Source organism: Flavobacterium xinjiangense (assembly GCF_900142885.1).
GTDB classification, from domain to species: Bacteria; Bacteroidota; Bacteroidia; order Flavobacteriales; family Flavobacteriaceae; genus Flavobacterium; species Flavobacterium xinjiangense.
The window spans coordinates 75,175-98,170 of record NZ_FRCL01000007.1 but is presented as its reverse complement, the minus strand read 5'-3'; the positions used below and the strand labels follow the sequence as shown (position 1 = coordinate 98,170).

Here is a 22,996-nt window from a genome sequence, read left to right as displayed (position 1 = left end):
TGGAAAACGCCTCGATTTATCGGGGCGTTTTTTTTATTTTTATAAAATGACAAATACTTCTTTTTTAGATAAAATAGCCGCCGTTTTAATTGAAAATTATTCAAATGAGTTATCCAATGTAATAGTTGTTTTACCAAATAAACGAGCCAAAATATTTTTGATAGAAGCTTTGAAGAATAAAGTATCAACTAACATACTTTCGCCCGAAATTATTAGTATTGAAGATTTTATTCAGGATATTTCCGGTATCCGTTCCATAGACCCAATCGAATTATTGTTCGAATTTTTTAAAGTTTATTTGTCAATTACTGAAAAATCAAACCAACAATCTTTTGAACTCTTTGCTAATTGGGCAAAAACATTGTTGCAGGATTTTAATGAAATCGATCGGTATTTATTAGATCCTTCTTATGTTTTGTCATATCTGAAAGACATTGAAGACATAAAAAAATGGGGAATTGAAGTTGAAAATAAAACTGCATTACTGGAAAAATATATTGATTTTTGGAAATTATTGCCCAATTACTACAATTCACTTTATACACATTTATCAAATAAAGGAATCGGTTATCAAGGTTTAATTTATCGCGAGGCAGTAAATAATTTAAGTCATTTTTCTAATTCAATTTCAAACAAACAATTTGTTTTTGCTGGATTCAATGCGCTTAATGCCGCTGAAGAAAAAATCATACAACATTTAATCGCTTCTGACTGCGCCAAGATATATTGGGATGTGGACCAAACCTTTCTCAATGACCCATATCACGATGCAGGATTGTTTGTAAGGCGTTTTAAAGAAAGTTGGAAGCATTATAAATCCAATCCTTTTGAATGGATTGTAAATGATTTTTCACAAACAAAAAACATTCATGTCATAGGTACACCAAAGTCAATTGGTCAAACCAAAATCACCGGAAGTATAATAGAAAATATTATCAATGAATCCCGAAGCCTCGGGACTGATGCGTCGTTAGATAAAGTAGCGATTGTTTTGGGGGAAGAGAATCTATTGGTGCCCCTTTTGTATTCGTTACCATCAAGCGTCGGTGCTTTAAATATAACAATGGGTTATTCGAGTAAAAATAATCCAGCTCAGATTTTGATTGCTAAATTGTTCAAGATGCATACCAATGCTTTGTCCAGAAATGCCCAAGATTATGTCTTGTATTACAAAGATGTACTGGATATTTTAACACATCCGTTAGTAGAACCTTATGCGAAAACCAGCGCACTGGTTAACACAATTAATAAAAATAATTATACATTTATCACTCATAAAAAGCTGCTTGAACTCCATTCAGATCCAACTGATTTATTTTTATTGCTGTTTAAAAAATGGGAAAATGGCTCCATTCCCGTATTAGAGACTATTTCTAAACTGTTACAAAGAATAAAAGAAAATTTGAGTAATGATAACGAGGAAGAAAAAATTACCAAAGCTTTTGTCTTTGCTATTTTTAAAACGATTAATAAACTGATCAATTATTATTCTCAACACAAACACATCGATAAAATTGAAACGCTTTATGCTATTTACAAACAAGTAATTGATTTAGCTGAGGTTTCTTTTGAAGGAGAACCTTTGAATGGTTTGCAAATTATGGGTGTATTGGAAAGCCGAGTTTTAGATTTTGATACCGTAATCGTTACTTCAATGAATGAAGGGAAATTTCCTGCCGGCAAATCCCAGAATTCTTTTATTCCGTATGATGTGAAACGCGAATTGGGTCTGCCAACTTTCAAAGAGAAAGATGCCATTTATACCTATCATTTTTATCACTTGTTACAACGGGCCAAAAATATTTATTTGCTTTATAATACCGAAAGTGAGGGATTAGATGCGGGTGAAAAAAGTCGATTCATTACCCAACTGGAAGTCGAAAAGCAAAAAAATCATACGCTTACGCACGAGATTTATAATGCTGTTTTACCCGAAACGGCATATCAGCCAATGGTAATTCCAAAATCGGAAAGTGTGATGTTGCGATTGAAGGAAATTGCTGAGAAGGGGTTTTCACCATCGGCACTGACGAGTTATATCCGTAATCCGATTCAGTTTTATTTCCAAAAGATATTGCGGATCAGAGAAGTCGAAGAAGTCGAAGAAAACATAGCTTTGAATACTTTGGGAACCATTATACATGAAACTTTGAAAGTTTTATACGAACCATTCATTGGTAAATTTATTTCGGAAAATGATATTTTAAACTGTTTCAAACAAATAGACGCTGAAGTCTTGAAACAGTTCAAATTGGTTTATAAAGAAGGTGAAATTAAAAAAGGACGTAATCTTTTGGCTTTTGAAGTTGCGAAACGCAATGTTTCTAATTTCCTGAAAGTAGAATTGGAAAGTATCAAAAGTGGCGATGCAATTAAAATCTTGGCTTTGGAACAAACTTTTGAAAGAACATTAAATCATCCTAGTTTGCCTTTTCCGGTATTGATAAAAGGAAATGTAGATAGAATCGAAGAACGCAACGGAACGATTCGAATCATTGATTATAAAACGGGCAAAGTTGATAAAGTAAATGTTATTCTTAAAACTTGGAAAGGTTTAACAGAAGATATCAAAAGCGATAAAATTATTCAGGTTTTGGCCTATGCGTATATGTACGAACAAGAAGCAAAAGGGAAACCAATAGAAGCAGGGATTATTTCGTTTAAGAATTTAAAAGCAGGTTTTCTTCCATTTGCTTTCAAAGAAGAAAAAGAAATGAATTCAATTATAAACGAGGAGGTTTTATCCAATTATTTGGAGCAAATTGTTGTGTTATTGAATGAAATTTTAGAGGTAAAGATTCCTTTTGAAGAGATAATAATTTAAATACGTCCCAATTAAAAAATTAGCCAATATTTTTGAGTTTTACAAAAGCACTTTGACTATTACTTTGTCAATAAGTATTTTATTATGGGTTTTTGGAGGATTTGAAATATTCAAATTAGGAATTATTATTTACGGTTTCTGTATTAGTATATTAATAAAAGAAGTAAATTCTAAAAATGAATATTTATTTTATTTAAACAATGGAATGTCAAAATTGAATCTGTTAGTTTTTAGCTTTCTAATGAATTTCGTTTTTGCTGTAATTTTGATTTTGGTCATTAATCAAATAGTGTAATTTATATGACTAAAAGCATTTTAGAAGTTGACAGTGTGCAAAAAAAACATGATGGGAAAATCATAGTTTCCGATGTGTATTTGAAGTGTGAAACTAAAGATATTATTGGTATTTTGGGAAGAAACGGTTCCGGAAAATCAACATTGTTAAAAATCATTTTTGGAATTGTTACTGCCGATTTTAAATTTGTTCGCGTAGATGGCGTAGTGAAATCAAAAACCAGCGATTTGCTAAACGAAATCAGTTATTTGCCTCAAGAAAATTTTATTCCCAATTTGTTTTTTGTAAAAAAAGCTATTGGATTGTCTGTTGCTAATGATAAACTTCAGGAGTTTTATGAAGATGAAATAATTCAAACGATTCTCAATAAAAAAATAAACCAATTGTCAGGTGGAGAATTGCGGTATTTAGAAATTAAATTAATATTGAACAAAAACTCTAAATTTGTGCTGCTAGACGAACCTTACAATGGTTTGTCGCCAATTATGATTGACAAAATAAATGTATTAGTTACTAAATATTCAAATATAAAAGGAATTATCATTACTGATCATAATTATGAAAATATAATCAAAATCTCGACGGAACTCGTCTTAATGAAAGAAGGGAAAATGCATCATTTAAGAGATAGAAGTGAATTGGTGGAAAAAGGATATTTGAAAGTAGGAATGATTTAAACTCTTTTAAAAAACAACAATAGCACTTTCAATAATTCTTCTTGATTTTCAATGTGGCTCATGTGTCCATCAGGAAAAGTAAAGAGTTTAACTTCGGTGTTTTCTATTTGTTCTTTGGTTTCTGAATAATTTAAAACAGGGTCTTTTTCTCCTAAAATTAGCAGTTTAGGATAAGGCGTAAGGTGCAATAAAACTTCTCGGTCTTTTCTTATTTTCATTCCTTCCAATGAAGCTACAATTCCTTGAAGTGGAGTTTTTAAAGCTTTGATTTTTACACTTTCTATTTCTGATGAAAGTCTTTCTCTGTTATCTTCGCTAAATAAGTTAGCAATGGATAATGATACAAAATTTATAAAAGATTGTTTCACCGCTTTAATAGCGCGATCGCGATTTATTTTTCGTTCTTCGCTATCTGCTTTTGATGTTGAATTCAATAAAACTAATCCTTTTACCTTTTCAGGATACAATTCTGCGAAAGCTAACGCAACATAACCGCCCATAGAATGTCCAACGAAAATGGCCTTACGAATGCGCAATGCTGATAAAACTTCGTGAACCGCATCGGCATTTTCCTCCATCGTTTGCACATATCCTAAACATTCGGTTTCGCCATGACCTAATAAATCAATGGCAATTACTCGGTTTTTTTTGGCCAACTCCGGAATGTAAAAATCCCACATTGTTTTGTTTTCCAAGAAACCATGAAGCAAGACGATAGCGGTGCCTTTCCCGGTATCGGAATAGGAAATGTTGGTATTTTTAAAGAGAATTTGTTTCAAAGTTTTTAGTTTAAAGTGCAAAAGTAACATTTTATTTTTTTAACCATTTAAGAAATATAAGGTCATAGAAGTAATTCATGAATAGGTTTGTAATAAAAATAGTATATTTGAGGAAAGCATTTGTAATTATGAACAGACTTGTGATTGTTGGAAACGGTTTTGATCTGGCGCATGGGTTGCCAACTTCTTATAAACATTTTATTGATGATTATTGGAAGGGAGTAACTTGTGCAAGTCACGACGATGATTTTGTTTCATTTCAAAATTTGGGACACGATTTTAAATTTGATCAAGTTGAAAATTTAGAAGGATTGGCAAATTTTATTATGCAACATGATGAAAAAATAAAATTTTCTGACGCAGAAATTTATCGTGAATATGGAAATAATAGAAGTGGAAAATATCCAAGACACCATATAATTAATTATAAAAATATTTTTTTTAGATTAATAAACCAAAAAGCGTTTAGAAATTGGGTTGATATTGAAAACGAATATTATAAAGAATTAAAAGATATTGTTAATTTAAAGGTAGTAAATATATCAGTAGATAAAGATGATTTTGAAATTTCGAGAAAAGAAAAGTTAGTAAAACTTAATGCAGATTTTGAACAAGTTAAATGTCTTTTGGAAAAATATTTAAAAGAAAAAGTTGTTGATTCCTTTAATTCAGGATTAATTAAGGGTTCAGATTATGATCAATTTAAGTTTTGTGATATTCTAAGGCCTATTTCTATTCTTAATAAAGAATTAAATCTTGATAAGGAATTTTCTAGTGATGATTATAAAGAAATTGAAAATGACTTTGAAACAAGAAATGTAGAAGATTCAAAAGGATTATTTAGAATTCTAAATTTTAATTATACTCCAACAGCACTTAGATATTTAAGAGTTCAAAATTTAAATGATGATTTGGCAAAAACTCATATTCCTATACATGGGATAATAGGAAATGAAAATGAGTATAAAATTAATTTTGGTTTCGGTGATGAAATGGACGACGACTATAAGATAATTGAAAATTTAGATGACAATGAATATTTAGAGAATTTTAAATCATTTAAATATTTACAAAATTCTAATTATAAAAATTTACTTGATTTTATTGACAGTAATAAATTCCAGATTTTAGTTATGGGACATTCTTGTGGGTTGTCTGATAGGACATTACTTAATACTGTTTTTGAGCACAATAATTGTCGTTCAATAAAGGTTTTTTATCATGAGACAAAGGATGATAATGGCAAAGTTATTAAAGATAATTAGACAGAAATTATTCAAAATATCTCAAGACATTTTAATAAGAAAAAATTAATGAGAGAGAAAATTGTAAACAAAACACTTTGTCAGCCTTTGCCTCAAATTCAGCTTCCTTTAAAATAAAAATGACCTCCATTTCTGAAAATCGTTATTGTCATTTCGACGAAGAAGAAATTACATAATGCATGGTGATGCGATTTCTCCTTTGTCGAAATGACAAATGGAAAGTTTAAATTTAGACTAAAATCGTCTGTCGCCATCGAGCAAACTTCCTAATCCACCCAGTAAACTGCCTTCGTCACGGCTGCTTCCTCCAGCTTTTGGAGCAGATGCGATGATTCTATCTGCTAATCTGCTAAATGGTAAAGATTGCACATATACGGTTCCCGGACCGCGAAGGGTGGCGTAAAACAATCCTTCGCCACCAAAAATAGAATTCTTTATACCGCCAATAAACTCAATGTCGTAATCAACATCTTTGGTGAAACCAACGATACAGCCCGTATCGACTTTTAGAATTTCGCCAGCTGCTAATTCTTTTTTGGCCAACGTTCCTCCGGTATGTACAAACGCCATTCCGTCACCTTCGATTTTTTGCATGATGAAACCTTCGCCACCAAACAATCCACGTCCTAGTTTTTTAGAGAATTCAATTCCTATAGAAACGCCTTTGGCGGCACAAAGAAAGGAATCTTTCTGGCAAATGAATTTACCACCAAATTGGGTCAAGTCTATTGGAATTATTTTTCCAGGATAGGGAGCTGCAAATGAAACTTTGCTTTTACTATTATTTTGATTGATGAACGCTGTCATAAAAAGACTTTCGCCGGTCAGCACTCTTTTTCCGGCATTCAAAAGTTTGCCAAACAATCCGGATTGTTGTTCTGATCCATCTCCAAAAATGGTCTCCATTTGGATGTTGTTATCCATCATCATAAAACTTCCGGCTTCGGCAATTACGATTTCCTGTGGATCTAATTCTATTTCCACATATTGCATTTCCTCGCCATATATGTGGTAGTCTATTTCGTGTGCTTGCATGATTTCTGTGTTTTAATTTTTTTAATTAATTTTTTTTACCATTAAGAAATTAAGTTTCATTAAGAATTAGAGCTTAATTTTTCTTAATTTCTTAATGGTTGAAATTACATATAGAATATTTTACAAAATATGTATTGTTTTAAATAAGTCGGAAGGGTGATAATAAAGTTACAGCTTTAAGATGAATTTTGGAATTACAGATTTTCTCGTTGAAGCGCGCAAGGGATAAGAGCGGAAAGCCCACAGTCTCGTCTTTTTGGACGAGACGAGGACTTATAGCGGATAGCCCGACGCAGCTGGAGTTTGCGGAAGCTGGGTTGCGCCCAAAAAAAAATCGGTTCACATTGCTGTAAACCGATTTGGTTGTATGTATTTAAGGAATTAACTGTTCATTAAGTCTTCGATTTCGTCCACTTCAATTGGGATGTTGCGCATCATGTTGAATGGTTCGCCGCTTTCCTGAACAATAATGTTGTCCTCCAGACGGATTCCGAAACCTTCGGCAGGAATGTAAATTCCAGGCTCTACGGTGAACACCATGTTAGCTTGCATAGGTTCCGTTAGAATTCCGTAATCGTGCGTGTCCAATCCCATGTGGTGGGAGGTTCCGTGCATGAAATATTTTTTATAGGCAGGCCAGTCTGGGTTTTCGTTTTGCACATCGGCTTTGTCGATTAATCCCAAACCTAGCAACTCAGAAGTCATGATTTTCCCCACTTCGATATGGTATTGTTTCCAAAGCGTTCCCGGAGCAAGCATTTTGGTCGCTTCGTTTTTTACATGTAAAACGGCATTGTATACTTCTTTTTGTCTTTTGGTATATTTTCCTGAAACTGGAATGGTACGCGTCATGTCACTGGAATAATTCGCATATTCAGCTGCAACATCCAGTAAAATCAAATCACCGGCTTTACATTGTTGGTTGTTTTCGATGTAATGCAAAACATTAGCATTGTTTCCCGAAGCGATAATAGGTGTGTAAGCAAAACCTTTGGAACGATTGCGAACGAATTCGTGAATCAATTCGGCTTCAATTTCATATTCTGTAACGTTTGGTTTCACGAAAGGCAATAATCTTCTAAAACCAAGTTCGGTAATATTACAGGCTTTTTGGATTAAATCCAATTCTTCGGTTTCTTTCACAGAACGAAGGCGTTGCAATATAGGATTACTTTTTGCGACAGCGTGTGCAGGATATTTCTCTTTCCACCATTTTACAAAACGGGCTTCGCGAGTTTCAGTTTCAACCGTTGCACGATAATGCTCATTTGTGTTGATGTAAATTGTATCGGAATGTGTCATCATTTCGAATAAAATTTTTTCGAAATCCTGTAACCAATAAACCGTTCTGATTCCTGAAACTTCCAGAGCGCGCTCTTTAGTCAGTTTTTCACCTTCCCAAATTGCAATGTGTTCGCTGGTTTCTTTCAGGAATAACATCTCTCTTTGGTTTTCGTAAGGCGCATCGGGGAAAAGCAATAAAATACTTTCTTCTTGATCTACTCCGCTTAAATAAAAAATATCGCGGTGTTGTGCAAAAGGTAAAGTACTGTCCGCAGAAACGGGGTAAATATCGTTGGAATTAAATACTGCTACACTTTTTGGCTTCATTTGAGCCATGAATTTAGCACGATTTTTTATAAATAAGTCACGGTCAATTTGATGGTATTTCATAACAATTGTGTTTAAACTTTTAATTACTCAAAAATAGTAAGTTTAAATCATTTTAGTTACGAATTTGGCAAAATTATATAAAAAAACACAAAACGTAAGAGGTTGAAATTTGTTTTTCAGACCAAATACATTTTGTGTTCTTAACTACTTTTTTTATTAAAACTGTGCTACTTCAGTAGAATCTTTCATGGCCGTCGTTGAAGATTTTCCTGTAGTAACCGTATTTTGTACGGCATCAAAGTAAGATGTCCCAACAAAACCTTGGTGTTTTACCGCTTTGAAACCGTGTTTTTGCAAAGCAAATTCTCTTTCCTGTAATTCAGAATAACCGGCCATTCCTCTTTCTTTGTACGCTTTTGATAATTCGAACATACTAGTGTTTAAGGCGTGAAATCCAGCTAATGTGATGAATTGAAATTTGTATCCCATTGCAGCAAGGTCTTCTCTGAATGTTTCCATTTCAGCAACAGATAATTTTGCAGCCCAGTTAAAAGATGGTGAGCAATTGTACGCTAACATTTTGCCTGGGAATTCTTTATGAATGGCATCTGCAAATTGTTTGGCGTAAGCCAAATCAGGGTTACTGGTTTCCATCCAAATCAAATCAGCATAGGGTGCGTAGCTCAATCCTCTGTCAATTCCTTGTTCAACTCCGCAATTTACATAGAAGAATCCTTCTCCTGTTTTCTCGCCTGTAATGAATTTGGCGTCTCTAGGATCGATGTCGCTTGTCAATAAATTGGCCGCATCAGCATCAGTACGAGCCACGATTAAAGTTGGAGTTCCCATAACATCAGCCGCTAATCTTGCTGCGATCAGTTTGTTGATTGCTTCTTGTGTAGGCACTAATACTTTTCCGCCCAAGTGACCGCATTTTTTAGCTGAACTCAATTGGTCTTCAAAGTGAACTCCTGCTGCACCAGCTTCAATCATAGATTTCATTAATTCGAAAGCGTTTAGATTACCTCCAAAACCAGCTTCGGCATCAGCAACTATAGGAACTAAATAATGTTTTTTATCAGTCGTTCCGTTTACAACTTGTATTTGATCGGCACGTAAAAGTGCGTTATTGATTCGTTTTACTACAAGCGGAACACTGTTTGCAGGGTATAAAGATTGGTCTGGGTACATTTCGCCGGCAACATTTGCATCAGCGGCAACTTGCCATCCACTTAAGTAGATTGCGTCAAGACCCGCCTCAACTTCTTGAATCGCCTGATTACCGGTTAATGCTCCAAGTCCAGCTACAAAATCTTGAGAATTAAGTTTGTTCCATAGGTTGTTAGCTCCAATTTTTGCGACGCTGTGTTCTATGATGTAAGACCCTTGTAATTTGATAACTTCCTCAGCAGTATAAGGGCGTTCTACTCCTTTCCATCTTGGGTTAGTGATCCAGTCTGCAACTAATTCTTGAATTCTTGTTTCTGTTGTTTTCATTTTTCTGCGTTTTTATGGTTGTTTGTTAATAGTTTTTTTAAATGTATTTGTATCCTGGGATGGTCAAAAATTCGATGAAATTATCGTTTACCACTAAGATGTCTAAGAGTTGTTCTGCCAATCTGTATTTTTGTTTTTCATGATTTTCATCTCCAACAAGTTTTCTGATTTTTTCAAATTCTTCCATGGCCATTCGATGGTAGTATTTTTCGTTTAATACTTTTTGATTGTCTAAAACCACTTCGTTTTTAAGCCATTGCCACAACTGTGATCTTGATATTTCGGCAGTTGCAGCGTCTTCCATCAAATGGTGTAAAGCTGCAGCGCCTTGTCCGTTTAGCCAGGATGCGATATACAAAACAGAAATACTGATATTTTTTCGAACTCCTTCTTCGGTGATTGTTCCTTTTGGAATTTCTAATAAATCTTTTTCGGTAACGTGTACATCTTCTCTTTTTACATGAATTTGGTTTGCTGTTGGCATGTATTTGTCGAAAACGGTCATGGCTAATGAAACCAAATCCGGATGCGCAACCCAAGTTCCGTCATGTCCATTTTTTACTTCACGTTCTTTGTCGGCTATTACTTTGTTGAAAGCAATTGCGTTAGCTTCGTCGTCATTTTTTATCGGAATTTGAGCGGCCATTCCGCCTATAGCATGTATGTTTCTTTTGTGACATCTTTGAATAACCAATTGTGAATAAGCGCTCATGAAAGGAGAAGTCATTGTCACTTGATCTCTATTTGGAACAATAAAAGCCGGATTATTTCTTAATTTTTTGATGTAAGAAAAAATGTAATCCCATCTTCCGCAATTAAGACCAACAATATGATCCTTTAGTTCAAAAATGATTTCGTCCAATTGAAAACTGGCTGTTATGGTTTCGATTAAAACAGTTGCTTTGAATGTTCCGTTTGGCACTCCCAAATATTCCTGTGTAAATTCGAAAACTTCATTCCACCATCTTGCTTCTAAATAATGTTCCAATTTTGGAATATAAAAATAGGGAGAAGTTCCATCTTCAATAAGCTGTTTGTAATTATGGAAAGCATACAATCCAAAATCAATAAGTGATCCTGAAGCTTGCTCACCATCAATCAAAATATTTTTTTCCGGCAAATGCAATCCTCTAGGGCGAACTATTAAAACCGCGGTCTTTTCATTTAGGCTGTATTTTTTATTTTTTTTAGTGTCTTCTAAAGTGATGGTTCTATTTACTGCGTCTTTCAAATTTTGTTGCCCGCTCATTAAGTTACTCCAGGTTGGTGAAGTGCTGTCTTCGAAATCGGCCATGAAAGTTTTTGCTCCCGAGTTAAGTGCATTGATGACCATCTTTCTGTCAACGGGACCGGTTATTTCCACTCTTCTGTCTAATAAATCTTTTGGAGTTTTTCCGGCTTGCCAATTGCTTTCTCTGACGCTTTTTGTTTCTGCAGGAAAACTTGGTAATGTTCCTTGGTCAAATAAGACCTGTTGTTTTTTTCGGTCTTCTAATAACGCAAGTCTTTTGTCATTAAATTTTTGATGTAAGTCTGTTAAAAAATCAATGGCTTCATTCGTCAATATTTCTGGATAATGGTGATTCGTTTCAGTTGATAACTGAAGTAATTTTTCGGTTGTTTCGTTTTGGTGTATCATGGCTAATTCGTTTTACATGACAATAGTACAAAAAATTTTTTACAAAACAAGCGAACGTACGCTAAAAATGAAAAAAATATTTTTTTGTCTTTTTTATTTTTTAGCGTATCTTTGATTTATGAATATAGAAAAGGATTATATAAAGTTGATTTTCGGGTTAAAACTCAAGCAGGCGCGCACCAATAAGAACCTGTCTTTATTTGGCTTGGCTAAAATTACAGACCTTTCAAAATCGTACTTAAACGAAATCGAGAAAGGAAAAAAATATCCAAAAACAGATAAGATTATTCTTCTGTCAGAAAAACTGGATGTTTCTTACGATCATATGGTTTCCTTAAAACTGGATAATAATTTGGCGCCTATTGGTGAAATTTTAAAATCGGGTATTTTAAAAGAGATTCCTTTGGATATTTTTGGAATTCAGGAAAATGATCTTATCGATATCATTGCTAATGCTCCTGCAAAAGTAAATGCTTTCATTAGTACGATTATTGAGATAGCCCAGCATTACAATTTAACACGCGAAAGTTTTTTCTTGGCTGCCTTGCGTTCTTATCAAGAAGCTCACAATAATTATTTTGAAGATTTAGAATTGAAAGTATTGCAATTCTCTAAAGCATTTCATATTAATATTGATACTAAAATCTCCATTGAGGAATTGTCGGCCATCTTAATAGAGGAATATGGTTATACTATTCAAGAAATTGTTTTTTCTGAGCAAGAAGAATTAGGGGATTTAAGGTCGATATTTGTTCCTAAAAGTAAAACTTTGTTGCTTTCATTGGATATTGATGAGCCCCAAAAAGCATTTATTTTGGCCAAAGAAATCGCTTATAATTATCTGGAAATTACAGAAAGGTTGTTCACTTTTAGTTGGATAAAATTTGATAATTTTGATCAGGTTCTTAATAACTTTTATGCTTCATATTTTGCCGGAGCATTACTTATACCTAGACAACAACTTATTGATGAGTTGAATTTGTTTTTGTCTAAAACAGATCCAAAACCACAAGAGATGGTCCAGCTGATGGGTAAATTCAATGTTTCTCCTGAATCTTTTTATCAAAGACTGACCAATATTTTACCAAAGGATTTTCAGTTAAAGAATCTCTTCTTTCTGCGATTGTCACATAAAATTGGTGCGGATACATACCAAATAAAAAAAGAGTTGCACATTACCAATCAGCAAGAACCACATGCTAATGAAATGAATGAGCATTATTGTCGAAGATGGGTGTCAATCAAAACGATTGAAAATGCTATGAAACAAAACAAAAATCACTTTTTTGATGCACAAATTTCTCGCTATGATAACAGTAGTAATGAGTATTTGGTTTTCTCGTCAGCAACATTGGATCCGTTTAAAAAAGATTGTTTTAGAAGTATTTCTGTGGGAATATTAATTACGCCTAGTGTAAAGAAAAAATTCAAATTTATTGACAATAAATCGCTCCAAAAACAAATTGTAGGGGTTACATGTGAGACTTGTGCAGTTAAAAACTGCTTGGAAAGAGCTTCTCCGCCAATTCAATTGCAACAGAAAATCCGAAATGAAAATACAGATTTAATCGTACAACAGTATATGGCTAAATTTAGTTAGACGTGCATTTTATTTAAGAAAAGCACCGAAAGTTCGATTAAGAATTCTCGGTGCTTTTTTTACTCGCTTGAAAAATTAGTCGATCCATTTGTAGTAACGAGCTCCTAATAGATTGGGGATTTCTTTTTCTATTCGGTCTAAAACCCATTCTTTTTTAGGGAGCTGAATGCTTTGTTTTTGTTCTTTTTTATGAAGTTTTTCGTATGTTGGAAAATCAATTTCAAAACTTTCTTCTAATGTTTCAAATAGTTTAATACCAGCTATTGCTGCTCTCCAATCTGGTTGAATAGTTCCTTCAAAAACTTTCGATTTAGAGCCACTTCCATAAGCAAGAAACCCAAATTTACTATCGGTTATTTCTTTTGCAGTATCATAAAAATGAGACAAGGTCGATAGCAGTCCCATAAAAATGGAGCCCGTGTATAAATTACCGATTAATGAAGAAGCGAGTTCGGCAGGCATCAATTTATTATGTACAAAATTTTGGAAGTCTTCAGATTTACTGATTCCTTTCAATTTATTTTGATATTCGGTTGCGTCTTCGTCACCACTGATCATTTTATTTTCGGCATCCAAAGCGTAAATCTCAGATAACATGCGACGCCCCTGAAACGCGTAAGGCAAATGCATAATGATGCTTTCCCATGATTTGTAGATTGTTTCGTTTGTGTTTTTTAATTTTTTTAATGAAAAATAAGCATTTCTGATGCGATCCATATAACATTGGTTGGAATATTGTCCGTCAAAAACGGGTTGGTCTTTGTGGATTTCTATTTCGTCTTCAAGGTTATCAAACCAAGGTTCGTTAGTTGAATTTCCTGTAATTGCTTTTTTTGAAATAGTGCGGTACGGTTTAAAAAAGTCAAAAACCCCTTTTGTACTTGTTGCCCAATTGTTGTCAAATGCAATGATTCTAGGGTCTGAGGTAATTAACATTGCTAATGCTCCGGCACCTTGGGTATATTCACCCGTAGAGTTTAAATCGTATTTAGCAAAATCAGTTGTGACAACAATTGCTTTCTTGGTAGAATTTAATTTAACGTAATCCAAGCAGTTTTGCAATGCGTCAACACCACCAATGCAAGCAAATGTAAAATCAACCACATCGCATTCTGACAAAATGTTTTCGCCAAATTTTTGTTCCATCAATGCGATTAGAAAAGAACTTATCGGTTTTGAACTATCAATCGAACTTTCTGTTCCAACATAAATTCTTGCAATTTCACTAAAATTGAGGTTGTTTTCTTGAATCAGTTTTGTCAAAGCGTTTGCGGCAAAAACTACCGAATCTTGATGTAAATCGGGTAATGTCATTTTTATTAAGCCTAAACCTTTTTCTAATTTTTCAGGTTCGATATTTCTGGCTTTCGCCAAAGTTTTAATAGGTAAATGGATCTTAGCAACATCAAAAGAGATGGAATCAATTCCTGTTTTCATTATTCAATTTTTAACTTGTAAAGTTAAAAACGCATTGTCTTGATGCAATCGTTTTTCTGATATAAATTCAACGTAGGAGATGTTTTTATTAATTTATAAATAAACAATAATTAAAATTATTGAATTGGTAATTTTAGTCTTTTTCTAGCGTGTTTTTTGATGCATTCTGTTGCCTCTTATTTAAGATTTCTTTCTTTTTTGTTTAAACATTTTTTGAATTTTGTTTGATTTTTAGAGATTTCTTGGTGTTTTGTGTAAAACACTTTAAATTCATTATAAATAACAACGAAAAGGTTGTAGTTCCTGTCTAATTGCTTTATTTTTGTAGAATTTTTTAAAACAAATTATATAAATCTTATGGCAAAATCTGCATTATTGAAATCGTCAATAGCAAAAAAAGTAGCTATGGCACTTTCAGGACTTTTTTTGATGTTGTTTCTAGCACAGCATTTTTTTATCAATATGACATCGGTCTTTAGTGCCGATACATTCAACTCAATATCCCATTTCATGGGAAATAATCCATTAGTTCAATTCGTTATCCAGCCAATTTTAATCGTTGGAGTAGTTTTTCACTTTATCATGGGTTTTGTTTTAGATTTCAAAAACCGCAGCGCAAGACCAATTTCTTACGCAAAGAATAACGGAGCTGCAAATTCTTCTTGGGCTTCAAGAAACATGATTGTTTCAGGTTCAGTTGTTTTGGCTTTCATTGCATTACACTTTTATGATTTTTGGTTTCCTGAAATGGTTTACAAATATGTAGATGTTAATCCATTAAATGAAACTAGATATTTCCATGAATTAGCTGAAAAGTTTGAAAGTCCAGTCCGTACGGCTTTATACAGTATTTCTTTTTTATTATTGTCATTGCACTTATGGCATGGTTTCAACTCCTCTTTTCAATCAGTAGGATTCAACAACAAATATTCAAGATCATTACATAAATTGGGATATGCTTTTGCAATTGTAGTTCCTTTTGGTTTCATTTTCATTGCATTATTTCATCATTTTAATCATTAATATTAAATTATAAATGGCATTAGATTCAAAAATTCCTAGCGGTCCAATTTCGGACAAATGGACAAATTATAAAGATCATATTAATTTAGTAAACCCGGCTAACAAACGTAATTTAGATATAATTGTCGTTGGTACAGGTTTAGCTGGAGGTTCTGCTGCTGCAACATTGGCAGAATTAGGATATAACGTAAAAGCATTTTGCTTTCAGGATTCACCACGTCGTGCGCACTCTATTGCTGCACAAGGGGGAATCAATGCTGCCAAAAATTATCAAGGTGACGGAGATTCCGTTTTTCGTTTGTTTTATGATACTGTAAAAGGGGGAGATTACCGTGCGCGTGAAGCAAACGTTCACCGTCTTGCTGAAGTGTCAGGAAATATTATTGACCAATGCGTTGCTCAAGGTGTGCCATTAGCACGTGAGTACGGAGGTTTATTAGATAATCGTTCTTTTGGTGGAACATTAGTTTCAAGAACTTTTTATGCAAAAGGTCAGACCGGTCAACAATTATTATTAGGGGCATATTCGGCAATGAACCGCCAGATAGGTCGTGGAAAAATAAAAATGCACAACCGTCACGAAATGCTGGATTTAGTAATCGTGAACGGAAAAGCGAGAGGGATTATCGCTCGTAACTTAGTTACTGGTGAAATAGAAAGACATTCAGCTCATGCAGTTGTTATTGCTTCGGGTGGTTATGGAAATGTATTTTTCCTTTCTACAAATGCAATGGGAAGTAATGCTACTGCAGCTTGGAAAATTCACAAAAAAGGAGCATTCTTCGCAAATCCTTGCTACACGCAAATTCACCCAACGTGTATCCCTGTTTCTGGAGATCACCAATCGAAATTAACATTGATGTCAGAATCATTGCGTAATGACGGACGTATCTGGGTGCCAGCAAAACTAGAAGATGCAAAAGCAATTCGTGAAGGTAAAAAGAAACCAACAGATTTGTCTGAAGCTGATAGGGATTATTACTTGGAAAGAAGGTATCCAGCTTTTGGAAATTTAGTGCCTAGAGATATTGCATCTCGTGCTGCTAAAGAAAGATGTGATGCAGGTTTTGGAGTAAACAAAACAGGAGAAGCTGTTTATTTAGATTTCGCAGCAGCTATCCAAAGATATGGAGTTGATCAAGCTAAAATCAAACATTTAGATGAAAAAGACACTGCTTTAGTTATTAAATTAGGGACAGAAGTTGTTGCTAATAAATACGGTAACTTGTTTCAGATGTATGAAAAAATCGTTGATGAAAATCCATATTCAACGCCAATGATGATTTACCCTGCTGTACATTATACAATGGGTGGAACATGGGTTGATTATAACTTGCAAACTACAATTCCAGGATGTTTCTCTATTGGAGAATCTAATTTCTCTGATCACGGAGCAAACAGACTTGGAGCATCAGCATTGATGCAAGGTTTAGCTGATGGATATTTTGTATTGCCATATACTATTGGTGATTATTTATCACCAGACATTAAAATGGGAACAATATCTACAGATTTACCTGAATTTGCAGCAGCTGAAAAAGCGGTGAAAGAGCAAATCGAAAGATTTATCAACAATAAAGGAACGCATTCTGTTGATTATTTCCATAAGAAATTAGGGAAAATCATGTGGGACAAAGTTGGAATGGCTCGTAACGCAAAAGGATTGAATGAAGCGATTGCAGAAATTGCCGTTTTACGTGATCAATTTTACAAAGAAGTAAAAGTTCCTGGAGACGCAAATGGCTTGAATCAAGAATTAGAAAAAGCGACTCGTGTTGCTGATTTCCTTGAGTTAGGAGAATTGTTCGCTAAAGATGCTTTACATCGTAATGAATCTTGTGGAGGACATTTCCGTGAAGAATACCAAACCGAAGAAGGTGAAGCGCAACGTGATGATGAGAATTTCGCATATGTAGCTGCGTGGGAATACACTGGAAAACCAAGTGAAGCTGTTTTGCATAAAGAGCCGTTGGTATTTGATAACGTGAAATTAGTTCAAAGAAGTTATAAATAATTTAGTCAAATGTCTAACGTCTTCAAGTCAAATGACTCCATGTCAATCGACTTTCGACTTTCGACTTTATGACTTTTAAACTAAAAATATGAAACTTACATTAAAAATATGGCGTCAAAAAAATGCCGCTGCAGAAGGAAAAATAGTTGAATACCCTATAGATCACATTGAACCAGACATGTCGTTCCTTGAAATGCTTGACATTTTAAATGATGAATTAATCATGAAAGGGGATGAGCCTGTAGCTTTTGACCACGATTGTCGCGAAGGAATTTGCGGAATGTGTTCTTTGTATATCAATGGTGAAGCTCATGGACCGGATAGAGGAGTAACTACTTGTCAATTGCACATGAGAATGTTTAAGGATGGTGATACGATTTTTATCGAACCATTCAGAGCGAAAGCATTTCCTGTAATTAAAGACTTAGTTGTTGATAGAAGTTCTTTTGACAGAATTCAACATGCAGGTGGATTTATATCTGTAAATACATCAGGAAATACAATTGATGCGAATACGATTCCAGTTAACAAGAAAGATGCTGACGATGCATTTGATGCAGCTGCTTGTATTGGTTGTGGAGCTTGTGTGGCAAGTTGTAAAAACTCATCAGCTATGTTATTTGTTGCTGCAAAAGTGTCTCAATATGCTTTGTTGCCTCAAGGAAAAATTGAAGCTACCGATAGAGTTCTAAATATGGTTAGCCAAATGGATGCGGAAGGTTTTGGAAACTGTACTAATACTGGAGCTTGTGAAGTTGAATGTCCAAAAGGGATTTCTCTTGAAAACATTGCTCGTATGAACAGAGAATATATGTCAGCAAGCTTGAAAGGATAAAACCTAATAATTTAAATTATTAAACGCATTCGATGTAAAAGTTGAATGCGTTTTTTTTATCTTTATAAAAATGATTTAAAATGAAAGTAACGCTTATCCAATCGCCTTTAATCTGGGAAAGTCCAAAAGAAAACCGAAGCTATTTCGAAACCAAAATTAATTCAATTTTCGGAAGTACGGAATTGATTGTGCTGCCTGAAATGTTTACATCGGGTTTTACAATGAAAGCAGAGGTCGTAGCGGAAACAATGCAGGGAGAAACGATTAGTTGGCTTAAAACATTGGCAAAAGCTAAAAAAAGCGCCATTACGGGAAGTGTTGTTATTAAAGAAAATGGTAATTTCTATAACAGGATGTTATTTGTTTTTCCGTCAGGAGAAATTCAGTTTTACGATAAGAAACATTTATTTACTTTAGCCGGAGAAGACAAAGTCTATACTAGCGGAACGCAAAAAGTTATTGTCAATTATTTAGATTGGAAAATTTGTCTCCAAGTATGTTATGATTTGCGATTTCCTGTGTTCTCAAGGAATTCAGAAGATTATGATCTATTAATTTATGTTGCAAGTTGGCCAAAAATAAGAATAAATGCCTGGGATGCGTTACTTAAAGCTCGCGCAATAGAAAACTTGAGTTATGCGATTGGTGTTAATAGAATAGGCGAGGACGATAATGGATATCAGTATACGGGACATTCACAAGTTGTCGATTATCTTGGGGAATATTTGGTTGAGCCTAATGAATCTGAAGCCGTTTTTTCAGTTGAATTAGACAGACAAAAAATGATGTTGACCAGACAAAAATTAGGTTTTCTTAATGATAGAGATGAGTTTAAAATAAATGAATAAAATTTTGTGATTTAATATCTCCAGAAGTTTCGGGACTTAAATCCCTACTTTTTTACCACTTTCTTTTTTGGTTCCGGACTATATGGAATACTTAAATCAAAAATCTGGTTTACATCCCAATTTGCACGAACATCAATTTCTTTTGAATAATAGATAACTTCTTCAGCTTGGCGTTTTTCTAAATAATTTCCTGAATCCCATTCCTTATTTTGATTCACATCATAAATTGCTCGAAGAGAATATAAAGCGGGTTCAATTAAGTTAAAGTCTATTGTGGCGTTTTTTTCTGAGTACTCAGTGGCTAAAACGTCTCCTTTTTCATTAGTTAATTCCACAATGACAGGAAATTGTTTCGCATTTTGTAATGAAATGCTAAGATTTCCGTACTCAGCGGCAGTTTTCGTGATTGCTTTATAAGTCAAGGTGTCATTTGATTTTTCGAAAAAATCAGTTAATGCACCCGGTTGAATTGTAAAAGCATATTCTTCAGAAGGTTCCTTCTTGAAGTCGAAGTATAATTTTTGATTAAATTGGTCGTATTCAGTAGTGAAAGGAACTGCTGTTCCCGCTTTATTGACTAATTTAATTTTTGCATTATCAAATTTTACTAATGGAGTAGCGGTTTCAAAAGCCAAACGATCTCTAAAATTTAAAACGCCATTTTGCATAGCAATAATATTTAGAGTGTCTTTTTTCTGTTCTTTTATTTTAAAAGTAAAATCCTCTTGGTACTTTTCCCTATTAACCATTAAAGCTAATGAATCAGTTTTTAAAGGTTTAAACCAGATTTGCAGCGAATCCTTTTTTGGAAAGCGAGTAACGATAGAAGGGAGTATGTCATTTTTGCTTTTTAAGATTATTTTAGGCCTTTCGTTTAATGAATTTGCTTTTCCTTCATAACCAATGATTAATCTGTTGCCGGATACTTGACTTGGCTTGTAAGCTTTAAATGGTAAAACTTCTTTGAATAATTCCAGTTCGTAAACCGTGTCATTTGGTATAGTAATATATTGTTTGTTAAACCCAATTTTGTCTTTTTTTGGATTAAATTTGTTGTTATTGTTGTAATCTTTCATAGCCACGAGAAGATATTTACCGGCTTTTAAATTCTCTAATTTAAAAGTTTTCAAGCTATCGAGTGTGTTGGTGATGTATCTGGGATTATCAGAGTATACTATAGAGTCTTTAAAAGTGTCATTTATCTCATAAAGCATTACAGATACAAATGATTCTGCTTCTTTGTCATAGGCATCCTTCACTTTTCCATTAAGCGAAAGAGAATCAATGTGGTCGCCAGTTGAGAATACATATTTAAACTGGTTATAAGGGTTTCCTTCATTATTGTCGGAGATACTTTGACCAAAGTTGAAACTGTATGTGGTATTAGGCTGAAGGGTATCTTTTATTTGAATGGTAATAAACTTACTGGCAGTTGTTGGTAAAATCAAAGGCTCCTGTTTCATTGGTGGAGAAATGATCAATTGCTTGTTTAAATTCTTTAATATGATGTTTTCGTCGAAGACCAATTTTATTTCGTTTCCTTTAAAGTTGGTGCTAAAATTCTTAGGAAAGCTCATTTTTAAAACGGGTGCAAGAGTATCTTTCGAACCTCCGGTTATGGTTCCTCTTTTTGCACAACCTATCATTACTAAGAGTAATAGCAGGGAAATATATCTTAAATTGGTTTTCAACATATCAAATTTGTATTAGAATTACAAAATAACAATTATAATTAATGGAATTGAAACTTTTTAATGTTTTATTGTAGGTATTTGATTGGGCTTACTTTTGAGATTCTGTATTTTCTTTTTGTCTTTTAATGTGTAAATTTACCTCGATATAAAGATTGTAATTTTAGATGATAAATAAGAAATGAAAAAAATTGAACATATAGGAATCGCGGTTAAAAATTTAGAAGTTTCGAATTTAATTTTCGAAAAGCTATTAGGTGCTCCCGCTTATAAATTTGAAGATGTAGAAAGTGAAGGGGTAAGTACTTCTTTCTTTGCTGTTGGACCAAACAAGATAGAACTTTTGGCAGCGACTAATCCGGACAGTCCGATTGCTAAATTTATAGAAAAAAAAGGAGAGGGAATACATCATATTGCTTTTGAAGTGGAGGATATCTTATCGGAAATAGAACGTCTGAAAAGTGAGGGCTTTGTCGTTTTGAATGAAGTACCAAAAAAGGGAGCCGATAATAAATTAGTTGTCTTTTTGCATCCTAAAAGTACAAATGGTGTTTTGATAGAGTTGTGTCAAGAAATTAAATAATTTAATCGTAAAGTTTAGAAATCTAATAATCAATGGTTTTCTGTTAGATGGTTTTAAATATTGGGGTTAATTGAAAATCTAAGCGAAAAATATTTGGAGCAAACGAAAAATAGTAGTAATATTGCAAACTCTAAACCGGTCCTATAGCTCAGCTGGTTAGAGCACCTGACTCATAATCAGGTGGTCCCTGGTTCGAGCCCAGGTGGGACCACGAAAAACCCCTCAAAATTAATATTTTGAGGGGTTTTGTTTTGGGGTATATATTAAAATAAGAATTCATTAAAATTCATATCTTTGTGTTGTAGGAAGTAGTTTTTGTGAAAAAATTAGTTTTTGTTTGCTTTTTTTGCGTAAATTAATAAGGATTAACAATAAAGATTGATAATAAATAGTTGAAATTACTTTTTTTAAACGATTGATTTACTATTTTTGGAAATTATGAATATTTTGCCAAACAAATTTTATCTTTTTATTGCCTTCCTGTTTGGGACGTTGTATACTATGGCAGGGAATCCAGCGCCTCCTGCTCCGAATCCTTTCGGAAGAAAAAAACCGCCTCCTCCGCCGGGTTTGCCTATCGATGAAAATATTTTTATACTAATAATAATTGCATTGCTTTTTGGAATTTATATTATTTATAGTCATAGATTAAAAACAAAAACTCCAGTTTAAATTGGAGTTTTTGTTTTTATAAAGTTTTTGTTTTTTATTTATTAGCATACAATCTGGAGACATATTTGCCAATAACATCAAATTCAAGATTTATTTTTGTGCCAAGTTCAAATGATTTAAAATTGGTGTGCTCGTGAGTGTAGGGAATGATGGCTACACTAAATTGATTCTTCTTTGAGTTTACGACCGTTAGGCTAACACCGTTTACAGTGATTGAGCCTTTTTCGATTGTGATATTATTTAGTTTTTCATCGTATTCAAAAGTGTACGACCAGCTTCCGTTGGTTTCTTCGGTAGCAATGCAGGTTCCTGTTTGATCGACATGACCTTGTACGATATGACCGTCAAGTCGGTCTCCAAGCTTCATGGCTCTTTCAAGATTCACACTGTCCCCTGTTTTCCAAGACGATAAATTTGTTTTTTTAATTGTTTCGTCAATGGCCGTTACTGTATAAAGAGTGTCTTTTAAAGCTACAACAGTCAAACAGATTCCATTATGAGCAACGCTTTGGTCAATTTTAAGTTCGCTTGTAATAGAAGAATCTATTGTAATATGAATATTGTCTTTCTCTTTTTTTATTTCTTGGATTATGCCAAGGGTTTCTATTATTCCTGTAAACATTTCTTGTTTTATTTTACTAAATTTGCACTTCAAAATTAGCAATAAA

The 22,996-nt window shown here is 33.7% G+C and carries 18 protein-coding genes and 1 tRNA gene; 11 read left to right on the top strand and 8 right to left on the bottom strand.

Features of this window, described 5'->3' with window-relative positions; all coding sequences use genetic code 11:
- Positions 1–46: 46 nt before the first annotated feature.
- On the top strand, positions 47–2,824 hold the full coding sequence (locus BUC23_RS10040) for a PD-(D/E)XK nuclease family protein (protein ID WP_073209065.1): 2,778 nt from the start codon (positions 47–49) through the stop codon (positions 2,822–2,824).
- A gap of 300 nt (positions 2,825–3,124) precedes the next feature.
- On the top strand, positions 3,125–3,796 hold the full coding sequence (locus tag BUC23_RS10030; protein ID WP_073209062.1) for an ATP-binding cassette domain-containing protein: 672 nt from the start codon (positions 3,125–3,127) through the stop codon (positions 3,794–3,796).
- On the opposite strand, the gene BUC23_RS10025 is transcribed toward BUC23_RS10030, so the two are convergent.
- Complete coding sequence (locus BUC23_RS10025; RefSeq protein ID WP_073209250.1) at positions 3,793–4,575, bottom strand: alpha/beta fold hydrolase; 783 nt, start codon at positions 4,573–4,575, stop codon at positions 3,793–3,795. The genes BUC23_RS10030 and BUC23_RS10025 overlap by 4 nt on opposite strands.
- 107 nt (positions 4,576–4,682) lie before the next feature.
- On the opposite strand from BUC23_RS10025, the gene BUC23_RS10020 reads away from it, so the two are divergent.
- Entirely contained in the window at positions 4,683–5,840 is a 1,158-nt protein-coding gene (locus BUC23_RS10020; protein ID WP_167365572.1) for an AbiH family protein, read from the top strand.
- A gap of 234 nt (positions 5,841–6,074) precedes the next feature.
- Here BUC23_RS10020 and BUC23_RS10015 read toward each other — a convergent pair whose 3' ends face one another.
- From BUC23_RS10015 to aceB, 4 genes are all read right to left on the bottom strand, one after another.
- Positions 6,075–6,875, bottom strand: a complete 801-nt coding sequence (locus BUC23_RS10015; protein WP_073209060.1) for a TIGR00266 family protein — start codon at positions 6,873–6,875, stop codon at positions 6,075–6,077.
- A gap of 381 nt (positions 6,876–7,256) precedes the next feature.
- A complete protein-coding gene (locus BUC23_RS10010) occupies positions 7,257–8,549 on the bottom strand; it encodes an aminopeptidase P family protein (protein ID WP_073209058.1) in 1,293 nt (430 codons plus the stop codon).
- A gap of 156 nt (positions 8,550–8,705) precedes the next feature.
- Positions 8,706–9,986: an isocitrate lyase gene (gene aceA, locus BUC23_RS10005; protein WP_073209056.1), complete on the bottom strand. Its 1,281-nt coding sequence runs from the start codon at positions 9,984–9,986 to the stop codon at positions 8,706–8,708.
- Between the two features lie 37 nt (positions 9,987–10,023).
- Positions 10,024–11,625, bottom strand: a complete 1,602-nt coding sequence (gene aceB, locus BUC23_RS10000; protein WP_073209054.1) for a malate synthase A — start codon at positions 11,623–11,625, stop codon at positions 10,024–10,026.
- A gap of 118 nt (positions 11,626–11,743) precedes the next feature.
- Between aceB and BUC23_RS09995 the strand changes: the two genes are divergently transcribed.
- The gene (locus BUC23_RS09995; protein ID WP_073209052.1) at positions 11,744–13,225 is read left to right on the top strand and encodes a helix-turn-helix domain-containing protein; all 1,482 of its coding nucleotides are present in this window, start codon (positions 11,744–11,746) and stop codon (positions 13,223–13,225) included.
- Positions 13,226–13,300: 75 nt separating this feature from the next.
- Here BUC23_RS09995 and BUC23_RS09990 read toward each other — a convergent pair whose 3' ends face one another.
- A complete protein-coding gene (locus tag BUC23_RS09990) occupies positions 13,301–14,662 on the bottom strand; it encodes a hydroxymethylglutaryl-CoA synthase family protein (RefSeq protein ID WP_073209050.1) in 1,362 nt (453 codons plus the stop codon).
- 357 nt (positions 14,663–15,019) lie between these two features.
- Here BUC23_RS09990 and BUC23_RS09985 point away from each other — a divergent pair, with 357 nt between their 5' ends.
- The 4 genes from BUC23_RS09985 to BUC23_RS09970 all read left to right on the top strand — a co-directional run bounded on the left by BUC23_RS09985 (position 15,020) and on the right by BUC23_RS09970 (position 19,382).
- Positions 15,020–15,685, top strand: a complete 666-nt coding sequence (locus tag BUC23_RS09985; protein WP_073209049.1) for a succinate dehydrogenase cytochrome b subunit — start codon at positions 15,020–15,022, stop codon at positions 15,683–15,685.
- A gap of 13 nt (positions 15,686–15,698) precedes the next feature.
- On the top strand, positions 15,699–17,699 hold the full coding sequence (locus BUC23_RS09980) for a fumarate reductase/succinate dehydrogenase flavoprotein subunit (protein WP_073209047.1): 2,001 nt from the start codon (positions 15,699–15,701) through the stop codon (positions 17,697–17,699).
- An 88-nt stretch (positions 17,700–17,787) separates the two neighbouring features.
- A complete protein-coding gene (locus tag BUC23_RS09975; RefSeq protein WP_073209045.1) occupies positions 17,788–18,534 on the top strand; it encodes a succinate dehydrogenase/fumarate reductase iron-sulfur subunit in 747 nt (248 codons plus the stop codon).
- An 80-nt stretch (positions 18,535–18,614) separates the two neighbouring features.
- Positions 18,615–19,382 (top strand): amidohydrolase, encoded by a 768-nt coding sequence (locus BUC23_RS09970; RefSeq protein ID WP_073209043.1) that lies wholly within the window; start codon positions 18,615–18,617, stop codon positions 19,380–19,382.
- A 44-nt stretch (positions 19,383–19,426) separates the two neighbouring features.
- Here BUC23_RS09970 and BUC23_RS09965 read toward each other — a convergent pair whose 3' ends face one another.
- Positions 19,427–21,076, bottom strand: a complete 1,650-nt coding sequence (locus tag BUC23_RS09965) for an Ig-like domain-containing domain (protein WP_073209041.1) — start codon at positions 21,074–21,076, stop codon at positions 19,427–19,429.
- A gap of 178 nt (positions 21,077–21,254) precedes the next feature.
- On the opposite strand from BUC23_RS09965, the gene mce reads away from it, so the two are divergent.
- The 3 genes from mce to BUC23_RS09950 all read left to right on the top strand — a co-directional run bounded on the left by mce (position 21,255) and on the right by BUC23_RS09950 (position 22,328).
- On the top strand, positions 21,255–21,656 hold the full coding sequence (gene mce, locus BUC23_RS09960; RefSeq protein WP_073209039.1) for a methylmalonyl-CoA epimerase: 402 nt from the start codon (positions 21,255–21,257) through the stop codon (positions 21,654–21,656).
- Positions 21,657–21,793: 137 nt separating this feature from the next.
- Positions 21,794–21,867 (top strand) — tRNA-Ile (locus BUC23_RS09955).
- Between the two features lie 227 nt (positions 21,868–22,094).
- Positions 22,095–22,328 carry a hypothetical protein gene (locus tag BUC23_RS09950; RefSeq protein ID WP_073209037.1) on the top strand — a complete coding sequence of 78 codons (234 nt, stop codon included), beginning with the start codon at positions 22,095–22,097 and terminating at the stop codon, positions 22,326–22,328.
- 34 nt (positions 22,329–22,362) lie between these two features.
- Here BUC23_RS09950 and BUC23_RS09945 read toward each other — a convergent pair whose 3' ends face one another.
- Positions 22,363–22,950, bottom strand: coding sequence for a riboflavin synthase (locus BUC23_RS09945; RefSeq protein ID WP_073209035.1), 588 nt, complete (start codon positions 22,948–22,950; stop codon positions 22,363–22,365).
- Positions 22,951–22,996 lie beyond the last annotated feature (46 nt).